We start from the raw sequence: 17,175 nt of genomic DNA, 5'->3' as shown, positions 1-17,175 counted from the left end.
CACACCACACGGCAGGAGAGAGAGTTGGGGAAGAGAAGCAGACGCCGTCACGCCGCGCGCAGCGCCGGTGGCGGTCGTCGGACCGGCATAGTCGCCGCCGCGGTCCTCGCGGCGACCGGCATCGTCGCCACGGGCGTCGTCTACGGCGTGACGGCTGGCGGCTCCGGCGACCGTGAGACCGCGGCCGCGCCCGGCTCGGCGTTGCAGACGGCGACGAAGCCGGCCGCCAGCCCCGAGCACAAGAAGCCGCTCGCGCCGCTGGGGAAGCTGCCCAAGAACGACCCGAAGCACGGCATGGTCTACAAGGGCCTCAAGCCGGCCCCGAAGAGCGACTCCTGCGTGGGCGTCTACAAGGTGGAGCGCTCCGGACTGTGCACCCACGGACCGGACGAGCCGCCCAAGGGCGTGGACATCCACCGCATCACCCCGCCGGCTGTCAAGGCCAGCGCACCCAAGCCGGACCTGAACAGCGGTGACGCCCACGCGCCGTCGTCGAAGGACCTGCTGAAGGACGCCCCGCCGGTGCTCGACGCCCAAAAGGACGCCGACCAGCAGACCGCCGCGGCAGCGGCGCCCGGCGCGGGCGGCGGAAACCGCACGGCTGCGGCGGGCGGCCAGCAGGTCGTCTGCGACGGCGACGGCACCACCGGCAACCGCGTACAGGTGCTGTACGTCCACGGGCCCGGCCAGTCCCGGTACGGGCAGTACGTCGCCTCGTTCAAGCAGTGGGCGGCCGGCGCCGACCTCATCTACGCCGAGAGCGCCAAGGAGACGGGCGGCACCCGGCACATCCGGTACGTCACCGGATCCGACTGCACCCCCTCGGTCCTCGACGTCGAACTGCCCGCCTCCTCGCTCGGTGAGTTCAGTGCCACCAACAACGCACTGGCGGAGCGGGGCTACAACCGTCGCGACCGGAAGTACATGATCTTCGCCGACGCGCAGGTGTACTGCGGCATCGGCAGCTTCGCCGGTGACGAACGTCCCGACGCGAGCAACCAGAGCAACTTCGGCCCGTCCTACGGCCGTACCGACTCCGGCTGCTGGAGCGCCTCCACAGCCGCCCACGAACTGGGCCACAACCTGGGCGCCGTCAACAACAGCGCCCCCAACACCAGCCGCGGTGCACACTGCACCGACGAGTGGGACATCATGTGCTACTCGGACACCCCCTACTACCCGCAGATGCGCACCGTCTGCCCCGAGCGCGGCCACGACGAGCGCCTCGACTGCAACCACGACGACTACTTCAACACCGACCCCCGGCCGGGCAGCTACCTCGCCACCCACTGGAACGTGGCGAACAACCAGTTCCTGATCAAGGGCGGCTCCAGCCCCGACCCGGACCCGGGCCCCACCGCCGGCCCGAAGCCGGTCGTCGGCACGATCACCGCCGACACCGCGAGCCTCAGCTGGCAGGCCGTCAACTCCGCGGCGAGCTATGACATCGTCCTGAACGACCAGTCCATCGGCAGCGTCACCACCGCCGCGACCCGGATCGTCAACCTGCGCCCGGACACCGACTACACCGTCGCCATCGCCGTGAAGGACCGCGACGGCCGTACTTCCAAGCCGGGCCCGAAGACGTCGTTCCACACCTCCTCCGCAGGCGACCCGACGAAGACGATCACCTCCGGCAAGCCCTACGCACTGCTGAACCCCCTCACCGGCAAGGCCGCCGACCTCTACGGCGGATCCTCCGCCGACGGCACGGTCCTCATCGGCTGGCAGCGTCACGGCTACGCCAACCAGCAGTGGGTCTTCCGCGACGCGGGCGGCGGCTACCTGCGGATCGAGTCGGTGCTGTCCCACAAGTGCCTCCAGGTCGGCGGCTCGCTCCACGCCGGTGCGTACGTGATGCAGCAGCCGTGCTCGTCCGCCGCGTCGCAGCAGTGGAAGACGACGGCCTCCGGCAGCACGTGGACGCTGGCCCCCAAGGGCACGGACCTGGTGCTCGGTGTCAGCGCCCGCGACTACTACGGCGGCACGCTGCTCGAACTCCAGCGGCCGGACAGCCGGGGCCAGCAGAACTGGACCGCCCAGCCCGTCTCCTGACCGCCTTCCTCCCCTCTCCCCGGCCACGCCGGCCATACCAGTCCCGCGGTCACACCGGCCGCCTCGGCAAGGAGCTCCTGATCCATGCGTCTGCGTCCTCGCGCACTGTGCGTGCCCCTCCTGGCGTTCCTGGCGTCGCCGCTGCTCGTCCTGGTCCAGGCCGGGCAGGCCGACGCGCACGGTGACAGCATCCAGTTCACGGTCACCGGCCAGGACACCGGGCACGTACGGGCCAAGGCGACGTACGAGGACGACCATGACCCGGTCGACGAGCGGATCTCGGGCACGCTGACCGCGGTGTCCGCGGACGGGCGCACGCGTGGCCCGTGGCGGCTGGTCGCCGTCCCGGGCCACGCCGGAACCGTCACGACCCAGGAGGTACTGCCTCCGGGCACCTGGAAGGTGACCGTCGAATCCGGCTTCCCGGAACTCGGCCGGGGAGAGGGGAAGATCGACGTGCCGGTGGTGGACCCCCGGCCCGGGGAGAAGACAACCCCCCGGCCGGCGCGGCCCACGGCGTCCGGGACCGCCTCCGCGGCCCCGTCCGTCGAGCCCGCCACACCGGCCACCGCACATGCGGCGGCCAGGGCGGGAGCGGAGTCCGGGTCCGGGTCCGAAGGGGCGACGGCGTGGCTGCCGTGGACCGCCGCGGCCGCGGCCGTACTCGCGGTCACAGCCACCACGGTCACCGCCGTGCGCCGTAGGCGGCGTTCGCGCACGAACTGACCCACACCGAGGGCGCACCCTCCTCACAGCCCGGGGCGTAGCTCACCGAGCCACCCTCGCCGCTGGGGCGTGTCCGCAGAGTCCTGCCAGGCGTCACAAGCCTGGCAGGACTTTTTTGCGGGCACGTCGAGTTGTGCTTCACCCCGACCTACGCATCCTGGGCGGACCCGATCGAGGCGTACTTCGGGCCGCTGAGGCAGCTCACCAAACTCCAACCACCCCAACCACACCGTGCAGACCCGGGCACTGCATGCCTACCTGCGCTGGCGCAACGCCAACGCCCGCCACCGGACCTCCGGGCCGCCGAGCGCAAAGAACGCGCCCGCATCCGATGCGAGAAAGACGTCCGCTGGGGACGTCACCTCCTGGGACCCCGCCCAGGATCTCGCCGCGAGCTGGAACGTGGCTCCGACCGATGACGTGTGGTCGATCTTGGAGCGCGTCGATCGAGACAGCGGCGAGGTCACTCGGCAGCTGCGGCCACTGCGCTGGGGTCTGGTGCCGTCGTGGGCGAAGAGTCTCAGCGTCGGCTCGAAGATGATCAACGCGCGGGTGGTGACCATCGCGGAGAAGCCGGCCTACCGCCTGGCGTTCGCCAGGCGCCGGTGCCTGCTGCCGGCGGGTGGCTTCTACGAGTGGCAAGCCGTCGCGGCAACCGAGACCGCCAAGGCCCACCAGCAGCCCTACTTCATCAGCCCCGAAGACGGCCAGCTCATGGCGCCCGCCGGGCTGTACGAGTTCTGGCGCGACCCCGCCGTCGCCGACGATGATCCGGCGGCATGGTGGGCGACCTGCACGCTGGGAGCTCCGGCCGCCGGCCACCTGGATGCCCGGACGGTGTCCACCGCGGTCAACAACGGCCCCCACCTCCTGGACGCGATCACCGACGACCCCGGCCGCACCGACACCGGAGCCCAAGCTTGTGTCGGTGGGCTGTCAGGGCAGGTGGTCTGTCAGGGTATGGGTATGGCGACGACGCACGATGAGTGGCTACGGGAGCTGGATACGGAAATGGTGATCAGGTCCTGGCGCTGTCCTTCGGCCAGGACGGTGCGGTACAGGCTCATCCGAGAGCGCGGCTGCTCCAAGCCATAGGAGCGGCGGCCCGACCAGACCGCGTGTAGCGGCAGGTCGGCGGTGCCGTGGGCGGGGCCGGCCAGGTCCTCCAGCTGAGCGGGCAGCCGCTCCACGTACTGTTCGCGCAGCAGCTCGAACGCGTTCGGCACCGGAAACGAGGGGGGCTACAGGGTCATGCCCCCAGTATCGCCCGGCCGGCTGGACGATTGCTACGCAATGTCTGAGCTCCGCTGAGTTACCTGCCGAGACGGGGATGCTTGGATGCTGGACGGCTCCTGTTCCACATCTCACCTCGTCTCACACATTTCTCACAAACGAGAGCGCACGGGAGCGCGCGAGAGCCTCTGACCTGGATATCCGCTGTCGCCACGGACCACGGTGGACCAGGTGGACGGCACATAGGCTAGGAGCATGGCCTACGAAATTCCGGTGACGCAAGCCCGGGCGGAGCTGGCGGATCTGATCAACCGCGTCGTCTACGGCGGCGAGCGGGTGGTCGTCACCCGCCACGGCAAGCCGCTCGTGGCCCTGGTTTCCGCCGATGACCTGCAGCTTCTCGAAGAGCTGGGGCAGTGCGAGCAGGGCACGGAGGACGAGCAGGTGATCAGCACGGTCTCCACCGTCCGGCCCCTGTCGTCCGCTCCGGGCGAACGGCGGCGCTTCGGCATCGCCGCGGAACACCGCGACCCGGCCGCCGGGGACCGGCGACCGGGTCGCGAGAGATGACGGTCAGCGCGGGCTGACCGGGTGAGGAGGCGGAGGGCTCAGGAGCTGAGCTGCCAGATCGCGGCGGCGATGGCGTCCGTGTTGGTGTCCAGCGCCTTCTCGTCGATGTTCTTCGAGGTGTCGCAGGACTGGTGGTAGCAGGCGTCGAACGCCTTGCCCGCCTCGCCGCCCCAGTTCTTCGCCTGCTCCTCGGTCTTCTTGTAGTCCGCGCCCGAGAAGAGCCCGCCGACCGCGACGCCGGCGTCCTTGAAGGAGGCGTGGTCCGAGCGCCCGTCGCCCTCGGTCTCCTTCTCGGTGGCGATGTTCTTCGCGGCGAACCAGTCCTTGAAGACCTTCTCCAGGCGCGCGTCGTCGTCGTAGACGAAGTAGCCCGGGTTCGGCGACCCGATCATGTCGAAGTTCAGGTACGCGTCGATCTTCTTGGTGTCGGCGCCGAGCTTCTGGACGTAGGACTGCGAGCCGACCATGCCGTCCTCCTCGTCGCCGAACCAGGCGAACCGGAGGTGCTTGGCGGGCTTGAGGCCGGACTTGGAGACCGCGAGCGCGACTTCGAGGATGCCGGCCGAGCCGGAACCGTTGTCGTTGATGCCGGGACCGGCGTCGACCGAGTCCACGTGGGCGCCGGCCATGACGGTCTTGCTCTCGTCGCCGCCCGGCCAGTCGGCGACGAGGTTGTAGCCGGTGGCGCCGTTGTTGTCGAACTCCTGGACCTGGGTCTTGAACCCGGCCTGGTCCAGCTTGCCCTTGAGGAAGTCGATGGACGCCTTGTGGCCGGGCTTGCCGTGGGCGCGGTTGCCGCCGTTGGCGTCGGCGATGGACTGCAGCTGGTCCAGGTCGGCCTTGACGGCCTTGACGTCGATGTCCGGGGCGGCGGCCGGTGCGGGGTCGGCGTGGGCGCCGGCCGCGGTGAAGAGGGTGGCGGCCAGGGCGGTGACGCATCCGGTGGCCAGCGCGGCCCGGCGTATTCGTGCAGAACGGGTCACAGTGAAGGCTCCGATACAGGTGTGGGGGGATGGTGCGGAGCGTTTTGACGCGCACATGAGAATTGCGATCACTTGAGAGATCGTCAAGAGCGCATATCGGACAGGGGTGTTCGCAGAGCGGAGCGTGCCCGGTATGCCCTGATTGCGGCGATCGGTGATCCGAAGGCTTCGTCTGTGTCGGTGAGTGGTGGCCCGTCGGCGTAAGGAATGCGCCAGCGATGTGCTGCGATACCTCCGCGTCATTCGTCGTAACGCCGACGAAATCCGGCCGAACTAGCCTGCCCCGATGGGGCTGTGGATGGCCAAGTGCTGGAAGTCGGTTTGCTCCCCCTTTAATGACTGCGTGATACATCTACCGATACAGGTGTGCCCACGCCTGTGACCTGGGCAAATGTGTCCGGGCCGGAAGACAGTGAGGTGGAAGGTATGCAACTGACCCCGCATGAACAAGAACGCTTGATGATTCATGTGGCGGCAGACGTGGCCGAAAAGCGCCGTGCCCGAGGGCTGAGGCTCAACCACCCCGAGTCGATCGCGCTGCTGACCGTGCACATCCTCGAAGGCGCCCGGGACGGCCGTACCGTCGCCGAGCTGATGTCCTCCGGCCGCAAGGTCCTCACCCGCGACGAGGTGATGGAGGGCGTGCCCGAGATGATCCACGACGTTCAGGTCGAGGCCACCTTCCCCGACGGCACCAAGCTCGTCACCGTCCACGAACCCATCAACTGACCGCGGGAGAGCAGACGATGATCCCGGGACAGATCCTCCACGCCGACGAGCCGGTACGCCTCAACGAAGGCCTTCCCCGCACGCGCATGACCGTCCTCAACGCCGCCGACCGCCCCGTCCAGGTCGGCTCCCACTACCACTTCGCCGAGGCCAACCCCGGCCTCGACTTCGACCGCGCGGCCGCGCACGGCAAGCGGCTGAACGTCCCGGCCGGCTCCGCCGTGCGCTTCGAGCCCGGCATCCCCACCGAGGTCGAGCTGGTCCCCCTCGCGGGCAAGCGGATCGTCCCGGGGCTGCGCGGCGAGACCGGAGGCACTCTCGATGTGAGCGACGCACGGGAGGCCGCCGGGCCGCAGGCTTCGAGCGACGTGCACTGTCGCCGAGCGGGCGGAGAAGCGAACGGAGCCAAAGGTGTCTGAGTTGACCCGCCAGGCGTACGCCGATCTCTTCGGCCCCACCACCGGCGACCGGATCCGCCTCGCCGACACCGACCTGGTCATCGAGATCACCGAGGACCGCTCCGGCGGACCCGGCCGGGCCGGCGACGAGGCGGTCTTCGGCGGCGGCAAGGTCATCCGCGAGTCGATGGGCCAGTCCCGCACCACCCGCGCCGAGGGCGCCCCGGACACCGTGATCACCGGCGCCGTGGTCCTCGACCACTGGGGCGTCGTCAAGGCCGACGTCGGCATCCGCGACGGCCGGATCACCGCCCTCGGCAAGGCCGGCAACCCCGACACCATGGACGGCGTCCACCCCGACCTGGTCATCGGCCCCGAGACCGAGATCATCGCCGGCAACGGCAAGATCCTCACCGCCGGCGGCATCGACACCCACGTCCACTTCATCTGCCCCCAGCAGGCGGACGAGGCGCTCGCCTCCGGCGTGACCACGCTCATCGGCGGCGGCACCGGACCGGCCGAGGGCAGCAAGGCCACCACCATCACCCCCGGCGCCTGGCACATCGCCCGGCTGCTGGAGTCGATGGACTCCTTCCCGGTCAACGTCGGACTGCTCGGCAAGGGCAACACCACCTCCCTCGCCTCGATGCGCGACCAACTGCGCGCCGGCATCCTCGGCTTCAAGATCCACGAGGACTGGGGCGCCACCCCCGCCGTCATCGACGCCTGCCTGACCGTCTGCGAGGAGAGCGGCGCCCAGCTCGCGATCCACACCGACACCCTGAACGAGGCCGGCTTCCTCGGCGACACCCTCGCCGCCATCGCCGGCCGCTCCATCCACGCGTTCCACGTCGAGGGCGCCGGCGGCGGCCACGCCCCCGACATGATCGCCATGGTCTCCGAGCCGAACGTGCTGCCCGCGTCCACCAACCCCACGCGGCCGCACACCGTCAACACCGTCGAGGAACACCTCGACATGCTGATGGTCTGCCACCACCTCAACCCGGCGGTCCCCGAGGACCTGGCGTTCGCCGAGTCCCGGATCCGGCCCTCCACCATCGCCGCCGAGGACATCCTGCACGACCTCGGCGCCATCTCGATCATGTCCTCCGACGCCCAGGCCATGGGCCGGATCGGCGAGGTCGTGATGCGCACCTGGCAGACCGCGCACGTGATGAAGCGGCGCCGCGGCGCCCTGGCCGGCGACGGCGGCGCGGACAACCACCGGGCCCGCCGCTACGTCGCGAAGTACACCATCAACGCCGCCCTCGCCCAGGGCATCGACCACCTCGTCGGCTCCGTCGAGGACGGCAAGCTCGCCGACCTCGTCCTGTGGGACCCGGCGTTCTTCGGCGTCAAGCCCCAACTGGTCATCAAGGGCGGACAGATCGCGTACGCGCAGATGGGCGACGCCAACGCCTCCATCCCCACCCCGCAGCCGGTCCTGCCCCGCCCGATGTTCGGCGCCACCGGCAAGGCCCCCGGCAGCAACTCGGTCAACTTCGTCTCCCCGCAGGCCCTGGAGGACGACCTCCCCGGGCGCCTGCCGCTGGCCAAGGCGTACGAGGCGATCCGCTCCACCCGCGGTGTCACCAAGGCGGACATGCGCAACAACGACGCCCTGCCGCGGGTCCACGTCGACCCCGACACCTTCACCGTCACCATCGACGGCGAGGTGGTCGAACCCCACCCGGCCGCCGAACTCCCCATGGCCCAGCGGTACTTCCTCTTCTGACCGGCCATGAGGAAGATCCCGATGAACACCACGGACCACCGATGAGCCGCGCCGCGCTGCTCGTCCTCGCCGACGGCCGGTTCCCCGCCGGAGGGCACGCCCACTCGGGCGGCGCCGAACCGGCCGTCGCCGCGGGGCACATCAAGGACGCCGCCACCCTGGAGGGCTTCTGCCGGGGCCGGCTGCACACCGCGGGCCTGGTCGCCGCCGCGCTCGCCGCGGCGGCCGCGGCCGGCTGCGACCCGCTGCTCCTGGACGACGCCGCCGACGCCCGCACGCCCGTACCGGCGCTCCGGCAGGTCGCCCGGCGGCTCGGCCGGCAGATGATGCGGGCCGCCCGCGCCACCTGGCCGGACCCCGCACTCGACGCGCTCGCCGCGGCCCGGCCGCGCGGCGCCCACCAGCCCGTCGTCCTGGGCCTGGCCGCCCGGTCCGCCGGACTGTCGCCGCAGGACGCCGCGTACGCCGTGGCCTACGAGAGCATCAGCGGCCCGGCCACCGCCGCCGTCCGCCTGCTCAGCCTGGACCCGTTCGACGCCACCGCGGTGCTCGCCCGCCTGGCCGCCGACGTCGACCGGATCGCCGAACAGGGCGCCGCGGCCGGGGAACGGGCCGCCGCCGAAGGAGCCGACGCGCTGCCCGCCGCGTCCGCCCCGCTGCTCGACATCACCGCGGAAGCGCACGCCGCCTGGCCGGTCCGCCTCTTCGCCTCCTGACCCCGTCCGGCCCCGGCCGGCACCCGCGCCGCCCCCGGCGGCCGTACGAACCACCGGAGTGACCATGCACCTCGACCACCACGAGACCTTCCCCGAACGCCACACCTACAGCGCCGCCGCACCCGTACGGGCGGACGGACGCCGCCGGGCGCTGCGCATCGGCCTGGGCGGCCCGGTCGGCACCGGCAAGACCGCCACCGTCGCCGCGCTCTGCCGCGCCCTGCGCGACGAGCTGTCCCTCGCCGTGGTCACCAACGACATCTACACCCGCGAGGACGCCGAGTTCCTGCTCCGCGAGGCCGTGCTGCCCGCCGAGCGGATCTCCGCGGTGGAGACCGGCGCCTGCCCGCACACCGCGATCCGCGACGACATCTCCGCCAACCTGGAGGCCGTCGAGGACCTGGAGGACACGGTCGGCCCGCTCGACCTCATCCTGGTCGAGTCCGGCGGCGACAACCTCACCGCCACCTTCTCCAAGGGCCTGGTCGACTTCCAGATCTTCGTCATCGACGTCGCGGGCGGCGACGACATCCCGCGCAAGGGCGGCCCCGGCGTCACCACCGCCGACCTGCTCGTCATCAACAAGACCGACCTCGCCCCGTACGTCGGCGTCGACCTGGCGGGCATGGCCCGGGACGCCAAGGCCCAGCGCGGCGAACTCCCGGTCGCCTTCACGGCGTTGAAGACGGAGGGCGGCGTGCGGCCGGTGTCGGACTGGGTCCGGGCCCGGCTGGCGGACTGGACCGCGGGCCCGGCATGACGCTCGCCCTTCCGCCGCGGACCGCGCCGGCGACCGCCGCACCGTCCCCGGCCGGCCTGCGCGCCACCGCCCGCATCGTCGCCCGCGCCGACGCCGACGGCACCACCCGGCTGCCCGTCCTGGACGGCGACGGCCCGTTCGCGCTGCGCCGGGTCCGTGCGCACGGCGGCCCGGCCCGGGTGTGCGTCGTCGGCGCCATGAGCGCCCCGCTCGGCGGTGACCGGCTGGCCATCGAGGTCACCGCCGAGGCCGGCAGCGCCCTGCACCTCACGGCCGCCGCGGCCACCGTCGCCCTGCCCGGCCGGACCGGTGAGCCCGCCCACTACGACGTACGCCTCACGGTGGGCGAGGGCGCCCGGCTGGACTGGCTGCCCGAGCCGCTGATCTCGGCCGCCGGCAGCGACCTGCGGATGACCACGACCGTCGAACTGGCCGCCACCGCCCGGCTCGTGCTCCGCGAGGAACAGGTCCTCGGCCGCAGCGGTGAGCCGACCGGCGCCCTGCGCAGCCGGCTCACCGTCCGGCGTGCCGGACGCACCCTGCTCGACCAGGAGACCGCCTACGGCCCCGGCGCCCCCGGCTGGGACACCTCGGCCGTCCTGGGCGGCCACCGGGCCGTCGGTCAACTCCTGGTCCTGAAACCGGAGTTCGAGGACGCACCGGCCGAGGTGCGGCTGCTCGGCGCGACCGGTGACCCGCCGCCCCGGGGCCGGCCGTCCGGTCACCAACGGGCGGATGCCCAGGGCATCCTGGCACCGCTGGCCGGCCCCGGCGCGCTGGCCACGGCCGTCGCCCCGGACGGGCTGCGACTGCGCCGCCTCCTGGACGAGGTCGCGCGCGAGCTGGGCGGCTGAGGGTCACACCTCCAGTTCGGCCTCCAGCCGGGCCAGGCGGTGGCGTGCCAGCGCCAGATTGGCGCGCTTGCGGTCCAGCACCAGATAGAGGAAGAGCCCGCTGCCGCTCTTGCCGGTGACCGGCCGGATGATGTGGTACTGCGCGGTCAGCGTGATGAGCATGTCCTCGATGGTGCCCTGGAGTTCGAGCATCTCCATCGTGCGCATCTTGGCGCGGACGACATCGGTGTTGCCGGCCGCAGCGATGTTGAGGTCCAGGGCCTGGTGGTCGCCGAGCGTGGCCAGCGCCATGCCGCTGGTGTAGTCGACCAGGGCGACGCCTATCGCGCCTTCGATGGTCGACATCGCGTCGGAGAGGGCGGATTCCATCTGAGCCATGAGGGGTGGTGACCTTTCGAATGGGTGGAGATGTTGCGGTGTGCGGGGGATTACGGGGGCGGGCGGCGGGCCTGCCTACCGGCGCGGGGCCGCGTCGACGAGCGCCCCGATGCGCTCGGCCGCCCGCCTGGCCTGCAGGTGCAGCCGGCCCACATTGGTGTCCGGGCCGGTCACGGCGGTGAGCACGGCGCGGCGGCCGGCCGAGTAGGCGGCGATGTAGCCGTCCGTGCCGCGGGTCAGGGACTCCTCGAAAGCGCCCTGCCCGGTCGCCTCGGTGAGCCGCTTGGCGACCCCGATGGCCGCCGCGGTCAGCGCCGCCAGCCCGTCCGGTTCGATGTCCGGCAGATCGTGCGCGATGACCATGCCGTCCGCGCTCGCGACCATGCCGCCCTGGAAATGCCGCACCTGACCGCGCAGCGTCAGCAGTTCGTCCCGTATCCGGGGTTCCATCGTCATCAGTCTCCTTTTCACGGCCCGCCTTCCGAGGGCGCGCCTCATGCCGTGCACGGTCTTCGTGGGCAAGGGATCACAGGTTTTCCTCCAGCGCCGTACGCAGTCGGACAAGGAGGGCAACGTCCGGGTCCCGGGTGTCGAGGAGTTCCGGCACCGGTGGTTGCCAGGTGGGGGCGCGGCATCCGCCGGCGCCGGGTGGCGGATGCCCCGCCGGTGCGGCGCCCGGCCGGCGCCGGGGGAGTCCGCCGGGCGGCATCCGGACCAGCCCGGCCGCGGCCAGCCGGCGGACGTCCAGCAGCGTCAGGAACGCGGACTGGCCCAGCGCGCGGGCGAGTTCGCAGGGGGTGTGCCGGCCGTCGGCATGTGCGAGCAGCCGTCGCTGCCGCGGCGTCGTACCGGCCGGAGCGCCGGGGCCGGCCGGCACCACGGGCCGGGTGTCGACCGCCGCCCAGGGGCGCAGCCGGTCCAGCAGCGCCCGGCGGCGGGCCGTCGCCCGCTGGAGGTCGCCGGCGCTGATCGGGCGTACGACACCCAGCCAGTGCCCGGTCCCGGGGGTGAAGGACGTGGTCTCCGGCGGCAGCGGCAGCGCGAAGAACGCCGCGTCGAGCAGGGCGGCGAGATGGCAGATCTCCAGCTCGCCCTGGGTCAGCCAGCCCTCGCTGACCAGGAACCGGCCGCCCTGCCGTGCCGGCCCCGCGGTCTCGACCGCGTACCGCCAGCCCTGCGGCGGAACCTTCCCCGCCGCGCTGAGCCGCACCTCGATTCCGGGCGCCGCGGCCCCCTCGACCCAGGTGACCGCACCGTCGCGCAGGTAGACGCAGCCGTGCGGGCCCCGCAGCGCGCCGGTGACGCGTTCGGCGGCGCACCGGTCGAGCAGCCCGGCCGGGCCGGGCGGGGGAGACGGGGGCAGGCCCATGGCTGGTTCCCTCACCGTTCGTGCGAACTGGCAGCGCCGGGACGTCAGGACGCGACCAGCCCCGCCGCCAGCTCGCGCAGCCGTATCCGGGCCACGGCGAGATTCGCCTGGCTACGGTCCAGCCAGAGGTACAGATAGGTCTGGCTGTCGAAGGCGGTGTGCACGAAACGGATCAGGTGGTAGCTGCCGGCGGCCGTGATGATCAGGTCCTCCAGGGCGGGGGCGGTGGCGCCGGCGGTGTCGAAGGTGGCGTTGCGCGCCACCGCCTGGACGACCTCGGCGGTGTCCGCGGCGGCCGCGTCGTGGTCCCCGTTCGGCGCCTGGCCGGCCGTCCCGAGCGTCAGCCCGCTGGTCCAGTCGATCAGTCCGGCCCCCAGCACCCCCGGGATCCCCATCGCCTGGGCCAACACCTGATCGATACCCGGCACTTCGGATCTCCTTAGCGAGGCTTGGACGACGGCTCGGACGACGGGACGGCGCTCCGGACGGGGCGGAAACGCCGAAGCCCTCCCGGGTGGCGCTGCGTGGAAGAGCCTTCACGGAAGGTTACTGAAGGTGTGCGCGTGGCACATGCCTCGTGGGCAGGTTCAAGGCAATTGACGCGTTCTCGCCCCTCGATGGTGCCGCGGCGGCCGGCAGGGCGGCCGCCCGGGACCCACTACGGCCCCCTTGGTGCCGGCTCCTGTCGCTCCGTCAAATGACGTCTCATCAGGACGAGTTGCTACTCGCAGGCAGCCCTGCGCGCCGGACGCAACACCGCCCGCCCAGCCCTTCCGCCACTTGGCCGGAAAGACAGGGTTCCGTCGCGACGTCCGGCCGGCGCCACTCCCGCCAACCCCCGGTCCGCTGATGGCCGGAAACCTACAGCTTGGTAAAGAATTGCGGGTCAAACCTGTTCAGGAGGGGCACGCAGACGACAGGATCCCCCCGTAGGCCTGTGATCAACGCCGCCACAAGTGGCGCACCATGCAGGGGGAACACACCACGTGAAGAAATCAGCAGTGCTCGGCGCCGCCGGCACCCTGGTGACCGGGGCTCTCCTCGCCACCGCGATAGCCACGCCCGCCAGCGCGGGAGAACACCACAAGAAGGGCTCGGCCGAGGCCCGCGGAGTCCAGATCGCCGCCGCGCGTGCGGCCAAGAAGGGCATCGACTGGCAGGACTGCCCGGCCGACTGGGGCCTGAAGTCGCCCGTCCAGTGCGGTTTCGTCACCGTCCCGGTCGACTACGCCCGGCCCGACGGCCGCACCATCAAGATCGCCGTCGACCGTGCGGTCAGCACCGGCGGCAAGGAGGAGCGCCAGGGCTCCCTCCTCTACAACCCCGGTGGACCGGGCGGTTCGGGCATGCGCTTCCCGACCCGCATCACCACCAAGAACCCGCTGTGGGCCAAGACCGCCAAGGCGTACGACTTCGTCGGCTTCGACCCGCGCGGTGTCGGCCACTCCGCCCCGATCTCCTGCATCGACCCGCAGGAGTTCGTCAAGGCCCCGAAGGCCGACCCGGTGCCGGACAGCGAGGCGGACAAGCGCGCCCAGCGCAAGCTCGCCAAGGAGTACGCGGACGGCTGCAAGGAGCGCAGCGGCGCCCTGCTGCCGTACATGACCACCGCGAACACCGCCCGCGACATCGACGTGATCCGCGCCGCGCTGCACGAGAAGAAGCTCAACTACCTGGGCGTCTCGTACGGCACGTACCTCGGCGCCGTCTACGCGACGCTCTTCCCGGGCCATGTGCGCCGGATGCTCGTCGACAGCGTCGTCAACCCGTCCCGCGAGAGCGTCTGGTATCAGGCCAACCTCGACCAGGACATCGCCTTCGAGACCCGCTGGGGCGACTGGAAGAAGTGGGTCGCCAAGAACGACGCCGCCTACCACATCGGCGACACCCCCGAGAAGGTCCAGGCGGCGTGGGAGCAGCTGCGCGCCACCGCCAAGAAGGACGCCATCGGCGGCGTGGTCGGCCCGGCCGAGCTCACCGGCTTCTTCCAGAACGCGCCCTACTACGACTCGATGTGGGCCACCGTCGCGCAGGTCTGGAGCGCCTACCGCGCCGGCGACCCGAAGCCCCTGATCGAGAACGCCGGTCCCGACCTCAAGGACACCGCGGGCAACATCGCCGCGGAGAACGGCAACGCCGTCTACACGGCCGTCGAGTGCACCGACACCAAGTGGCCCACCAGCTGGCGCAAGTGGGACCGCGACAACACCCGCATCCACCAGCAGGCCCCGTTCATGACCTGGGCCAACGCCTGGATGAACCTGCCCTGCGCCACCTGGCCGGTCAAGCAGCAGCGTCCGGTCGAGGTCCGCACCGGCAAGGGCCTGCCGAGCGTGCTCATCGTGCAGAGCACCCGTGACGCGGCGACGCCCTACGACGGCGCCGTCGAGCTGCACAAGCGGTTCGCGGGCTCCCGCCTGATCACCGAGCGGGACGCCGGTTCGCACGGCGTCACCGGCCAGGTCAACCCCTGCATCAACGACCGGGTCGACGCGTACTTCCTGGAGGGGAAGACCGACGCCCAGGACGTGACCTGCGCCCCGCACGCCACGCCGAAGCCGGCCGCCTCGCCGGCCAAGGCCACTGCGGCGGCCGCGGGCAAGGCCGACCTCCCGGCAGTCCGATAGCCCGGTAGCCCACCGGGACCAGCAGGAGAAGAGGGCGGCCGGGAATCCACCCGGCCGCCCTCGCCCTGTGTCCGGGCCCGGCTCAGCCCGCGATCGGCTCCACCCGCGGCTCCGCGATCGCCACGCGGTCCTCGGTCACCAGCGCCGGCGAGCGGTCCAGCCGCGCCGCGTTGAAGCAGATCTCCGGCTGCTCCAGCAACGCCGGATCGACCGGAAGCGTGCCACGATCCTCCAGCAGCCCGGTCAGCTTGCTGTACGTCTCGTGCTCCCTCACGCCGTCCTCGTTTCCCTTCCTCGTGCTCACGCTGCGAACGCCTCGGCGAAGGCGGCCCTGGTGGGGGAGTCCGTACGGCGGTCCAGTACCGCGAACACCACCCGGCCGAACCGGTCGGCGAACCGGCCGGCACCCAGCAGCTGGGCGGCGAACGCCCGCGCCACATCGGCGGGTTCGTTGCGGAACACCCCGCACCCCCAGGCGCCGAGGACCAGCTGACGGTACCCGCCGGCCGCCGCGACCTCCAGCACCCGCTCCGCCCGCACGGCCAGCGCCGCCGGCACCCGCCCCGCCTCGGCCGGCCGCTGTCGCGCGATCACCCCCGCGTTCGGCGCCGCCGCCGTCAAGAACCCCGCCTCGTACGGCACTTCCAGCAGCGATCCGCGATCGTCCCGGAACACCGGCACGCCCGGCGAGAGGATCACCCGGTCGCTGTAGAACGGCGTCGGCTCGCGCCGGTGCGCCGCGTAGAACTCCGGTGCCTCGCGCACGCACGCGTACAGCGCTGACCCCCGGCACAGCGCCTCCTCCTGCGCCTGCGCACCGTTGAGATAGCCACCACCGGGATTCCGCGCCGAGGCGAAGTTCAGCACCGCGACCGGCCCGCCGCCACTGCCGGCCAGCCGCCGCCCCGCCGTCAGGCTCCCTTCCCCCGTCACCTCGAACACGGTCTCCCGGCCGCCGTCCGCGGGCTCCGGCACCGCGACCGGCTCCGGCCCGTACAACCGGGTCGCGGCCCGGGCCCGCGCCACCTGCTCCGCGATCTCCACCGGCCGCCCGCTCGGCGCCCGGTACCTCCCCTGCGCAACGATCCGCTCGGTCTCCTGCGCCATCCCCCGCAAACGGGCGCTCATCGACGGCACCCTTCTCTCCACGTCACCATGATGATCACGGTAGGGGCCCGGGGTGGGGTGCGCGATCGAATAACGGGCGGCCGGCCGCGACGCTAGGAGGCTTCGGGCGGGGTGCGCGGCGTCGTGCGCCGGCGGCGCAGCTGCGGGTGCGGCCGGCCCTGGGCCTTGGCCTCGGTGGCGTACACGTCGACGTACTCCTGCCCGGAGAGGGCGAGGATCGCGTACATGATCCGGTCGGTGACGGCACGCAGCGCGGTGCGCTCGTCGGCCAGGCCGGCGTACCGGGAGAAGTCCAGCGGTGCGCCGAAGCGGATGGTGATCCGCACGGCCCGCGGCAGCCGCCGGCCGGTCGGCTGCGCCTCGAACGTGCCGATCACGGCACAGGGGATCACCGGCACCCCGGCCTGCAGGGCCATCGCGGCGACCCCGGTGCGCCCCTTGTAGAGCCGGCCGTCGTGCGAACGGGTGCCCTCCGGATAGATCCCCAGCAGCCGGCCCTTGCGCAGCACGGCCAGGCCCGACGCGATCGCCGCCCGGGAGGCGCGGCCGCCGGACCGGTCCACCGGGATCTGCCCGACCCCGCGGAAGAACGCCGCGGTCAGCCGCCCCTTCAGCCCCGGTCCGGTGAAGTACTCGGACTTGGCCAGGAACGTCACCCGGCGCGGCACGATCGCCGGCATCACGAAGTGGTCGGCGAACGAGAGGTGGTTGCCGGCGATGATCGCGGCGCCCTCCTCGGGGACGTGTTCGAGGCCCTCCACCCGCGGCCGGAACACCAGTCGCAACAGCGGTCCCAGCAGGACGTACTTGAGCACCTGGTAGAACACGGGCGGCTCCCTCCGCGGCCGAGGCGGCAGTGAGTGTATGAGCAACCGCCGCCGGGAGTAACCACCTTGACGCGAATCGATGCTGAC

General features: G+C 71.9%; 18 protein-coding genes and 3 pseudogenes. 12 read left to right on the top strand and 9 right to left on the bottom strand.

Annotated features, from left to right (window positions below):
- Positions 1-24 precede the first annotated feature (24 nt).
- The 4 genes and pseudogenes from AB0E02_RS30995 to AB0E02_RS30980 all read left to right on the top strand — a co-directional run.
- Positions 25-2,055 carry an RICIN domain-containing protein gene (locus AB0E02_RS30995; protein ID WP_362145347.1) on the top strand — a complete coding sequence of 677 codons (2,031 nt, stop codon included), beginning with the start codon at positions 25-27 and terminating at the stop codon, positions 2,053-2,055.
- A gap of 84 nt (positions 2,056-2,139) precedes the next feature.
- Positions 2,140-2,781 carry a hypothetical protein gene (locus AB0E02_RS30990; protein ID WP_362145344.1) on the top strand — a complete coding sequence of 214 codons (642 nt, stop codon included), beginning with the start codon at positions 2,140-2,142 and terminating at the stop codon, positions 2,779-2,781.
- A gap of 125 nt (positions 2,782-2,906) precedes the next feature.
- Positions 2,907-3,200, top strand: a pseudogene (locus tag AB0E02_RS30985) (hypothetical protein); the annotation flags it as partial.
- Positions 3,139-3,663: pseudogene (locus AB0E02_RS30980) on the top strand (SOS response-associated peptidase); the annotation flags it as partial. The pseudogenes AB0E02_RS30985 and AB0E02_RS30980, both read left to right, overlap by 62 nt.
- Positions 3,664-3,797: 134 nt before the next feature.
- Here the strand turns inward: AB0E02_RS30980 and AB0E02_RS30975 are convergent.
- A pseudogene (locus AB0E02_RS30975) lies at positions 3,798-4,007 on the bottom strand (transcriptional regulator); the annotation flags it as partial.
- A 262-nt stretch (positions 4,008-4,269) separates the two neighbouring features.
- On the opposite strand from AB0E02_RS30975, the gene AB0E02_RS30970 reads away from it, so the two are divergent.
- Positions 4,270-4,584, top strand: coding sequence for a type II toxin-antitoxin system Phd/YefM family antitoxin (locus AB0E02_RS30970; RefSeq protein ID WP_362145341.1), 315 nt, complete (start codon positions 4,270-4,272; stop codon positions 4,582-4,584).
- 38 nt (positions 4,585-4,622) lie between these two features.
- Here AB0E02_RS30970 and AB0E02_RS30965 read toward each other — a convergent pair whose 3' ends face one another.
- Positions 4,623-5,567 carry a M28 family metallopeptidase gene (locus AB0E02_RS30965; RefSeq protein WP_351539791.1) on the bottom strand — a complete coding sequence of 315 codons (945 nt, stop codon included), beginning with the start codon at positions 5,565-5,567 and terminating at the stop codon, positions 4,623-4,625.
- Between the two features lie 426 nt (positions 5,568-5,993).
- Between AB0E02_RS30965 and AB0E02_RS30960 the strand changes: the two genes are divergently transcribed.
- The 6 genes from AB0E02_RS30960 to AB0E02_RS30935 all read left to right on the top strand — a co-directional run bounded on the left by AB0E02_RS30960 (position 5,994) and on the right by AB0E02_RS30935 (position 10,759).
- Entirely contained in the window at positions 5,994-6,296 is a 303-nt protein-coding gene (locus AB0E02_RS30960) for an urease subunit gamma (protein WP_362145338.1), read from the top strand.
- Between the two features lie 17 nt (positions 6,297-6,313).
- The gene (locus tag AB0E02_RS30955; RefSeq protein ID WP_362145334.1) at positions 6,314-6,715 is read left to right on the top strand and encodes an urease subunit beta; all 402 of its coding nucleotides are present in this window, start codon (positions 6,314-6,316) and stop codon (positions 6,713-6,715) included.
- Positions 6,708-8,429 (top strand): urease subunit alpha, encoded by a 1,722-nt coding sequence (locus AB0E02_RS30950; RefSeq protein ID WP_362145331.1) that lies wholly within the window; start codon positions 6,708-6,710, stop codon positions 8,427-8,429. The genes AB0E02_RS30955 and AB0E02_RS30950 overlap by 8 nt, the downstream gene beginning before the upstream one ends.
- 41 nt (positions 8,430-8,470) lie before the next feature.
- A complete protein-coding gene (locus AB0E02_RS30945; protein ID WP_362145328.1) occupies positions 8,471-9,145 on the top strand; it encodes an urease accessory UreF family protein in 675 nt (224 codons plus the stop codon).
- Positions 9,146-9,209: 64 nt separating this feature from the next.
- On the top strand, positions 9,210-9,905 hold the full coding sequence (gene ureG / locus AB0E02_RS30940) for an urease accessory protein UreG (RefSeq protein WP_362145439.1): 696 nt from the start codon (positions 9,210-9,212) through the stop codon (positions 9,903-9,905).
- A complete protein-coding gene (locus AB0E02_RS30935) occupies positions 9,902-10,759 on the top strand; it encodes an urease accessory protein UreD (protein ID WP_362145325.1) in 858 nt (285 codons plus the stop codon). Before ureG ends, AB0E02_RS30935 begins: the two co-directional genes overlap by 4 nt.
- A 3-nt stretch (positions 10,760-10,762) precedes the next feature.
- Here AB0E02_RS30935 and AB0E02_RS30930 read toward each other — a convergent pair whose 3' ends face one another.
- The 4 genes from AB0E02_RS30930 to AB0E02_RS30915 all read right to left on the bottom strand — a co-directional run bounded on the left by AB0E02_RS30930 (position 10,763) and on the right by AB0E02_RS30915 (position 12,934).
- On the bottom strand, positions 10,763-11,137 hold the full coding sequence (locus AB0E02_RS30930; protein ID WP_362145322.1) for a hypothetical protein: 375 nt from the start codon (positions 11,135-11,137) through the stop codon (positions 10,763-10,765).
- Positions 11,138-11,212: 75 nt separating this feature from the next.
- Positions 11,213-11,593 carry a roadblock/LC7 domain-containing protein gene (locus tag AB0E02_RS30925; RefSeq protein ID WP_362145319.1) on the bottom strand — a complete coding sequence of 127 codons (381 nt, stop codon included), beginning with the start codon at positions 11,591-11,593 and terminating at the stop codon, positions 11,213-11,215.
- Between the two features lie 70 nt (positions 11,594-11,663).
- The gene (locus AB0E02_RS30920; protein WP_362145316.1) at positions 11,664-12,506 is read right to left on the bottom strand and encodes a hypothetical protein; all 843 of its coding nucleotides are present in this window, start codon (positions 12,504-12,506) and stop codon (positions 11,664-11,666) included.
- A 44-nt stretch (positions 12,507-12,550) separates the two neighbouring features.
- Positions 12,551-12,934 (bottom strand): hypothetical protein, encoded by a 384-nt coding sequence (locus tag AB0E02_RS30915; RefSeq protein ID WP_362145314.1) that lies wholly within the window; start codon positions 12,932-12,934, stop codon positions 12,551-12,553.
- A 558-nt stretch (positions 12,935-13,492) separates the two neighbouring features.
- Here AB0E02_RS30915 and AB0E02_RS30910 point away from each other — a divergent pair.
- On the top strand, positions 13,493-15,133 hold the full coding sequence (locus AB0E02_RS30910) for an alpha/beta hydrolase (RefSeq protein ID WP_362145311.1): 1,641 nt from the start codon (positions 13,493-13,495) through the stop codon (positions 15,131-15,133).
- A gap of 82 nt (positions 15,134-15,215) precedes the next feature.
- Here the strand turns inward: AB0E02_RS30910 and AB0E02_RS30905 are convergent, their stop codons facing one another.
- The 3 genes from AB0E02_RS30905 to AB0E02_RS30895 all read right to left on the bottom strand — a co-directional run bounded on the left by AB0E02_RS30905 (position 15,216) and on the right by AB0E02_RS30895 (position 17,088).
- Positions 15,216-15,407, bottom strand: a complete 192-nt coding sequence (locus AB0E02_RS30905; protein WP_362145308.1) for a hypothetical protein — start codon at positions 15,405-15,407, stop codon at positions 15,216-15,218.
- Between the two features lie 26 nt (positions 15,408-15,433).
- Positions 15,434-16,261 (bottom strand): TIGR02452 family protein, encoded by an 828-nt coding sequence (locus AB0E02_RS30900; protein WP_362145305.1) that lies wholly within the window; start codon positions 16,259-16,261, stop codon positions 15,434-15,436.
- 92 nt (positions 16,262-16,353) lie between these two features.
- Complete coding sequence (locus AB0E02_RS30895; protein ID WP_362145302.1) at positions 16,354-17,088, bottom strand: lysophospholipid acyltransferase family protein; 735 nt, start codon at positions 17,086-17,088, stop codon at positions 16,354-16,356.
- Positions 17,089-17,175: the final 87 nt, after the last annotated feature.

This window comes from Streptomyces sp. NPDC048196 (genome assembly GCF_040652715.1).
Lineage (GTDB): Bacteria > Actinomycetota > Actinomycetes > Streptomycetales > Streptomycetaceae > Streptomyces > Streptomyces siderophoricus.
This window is presented reverse-complemented; position numbering and strand designations above follow the sequence as displayed.

Bases quoted from the DNA above. Each gene is read 5' to 3' on its own strand.
- AB0E02_RS30945 (WP_362145328.1), top strand. From the start codon at position 8,471: ATGAGCCGCGCCGCGCTGCTCGTCCTCGCCGACGGCCGGTTCCCCGCC.
- ureG (WP_362145439.1), top strand. From the start codon at position 9,210: ATGCACCTCGACCACCACGAGACCTTCCCCGAACGCCACACCTACAGC.
- AB0E02_RS30955 (WP_362145334.1), top strand. From the start codon at position 6,314: ATGATCCCGGGACAGATCCTCCACGCCGACGAGCCGGTACGCCTCAAC.
- AB0E02_RS30930 (WP_362145322.1), bottom strand. From the start codon at position 11,137: ATGGCTCAGATGGAATCCGCCCTCTCCGACGCGATGTCGACCATCGAA.
- AB0E02_RS30960 (WP_362145338.1), top strand. From the start codon at position 5,994: ATGCAACTGACCCCGCATGAACAAGAACGCTTGATGATTCATGTGGCG.
- AB0E02_RS30925 (WP_362145319.1), bottom strand. From the start codon at position 11,593: ATGACGATGGAACCCCGGATACGGGACGAACTGCTGACGCTGCGCGGT.
- AB0E02_RS30900 (WP_362145305.1), bottom strand. From the start codon at position 16,261: ATGAGCGCCCGTTTGCGGGGGATGGCGCAGGAGACCGAGCGGATCGTT.
- AB0E02_RS30920 (WP_362145316.1), bottom strand. From the start codon at position 12,506: ATGGGCCTGCCCCCGTCTCCCCCGCCCGGCCCGGCCGGGCTGCTCGAC.
- AB0E02_RS30970 (WP_362145341.1), top strand. From the start codon at position 4,270: ATGGCCTACGAAATTCCGGTGACGCAAGCCCGGGCGGAGCTGGCGGAT.
- AB0E02_RS30935 (WP_362145325.1), top strand. From the start codon at position 9,902: ATGACGCTCGCCCTTCCGCCGCGGACCGCGCCGGCGACCGCCGCACCG.
- AB0E02_RS30990 (WP_362145344.1), top strand. From the start codon at position 2,140: ATGCGTCTGCGTCCTCGCGCACTGTGCGTGCCCCTCCTGGCGTTCCTG.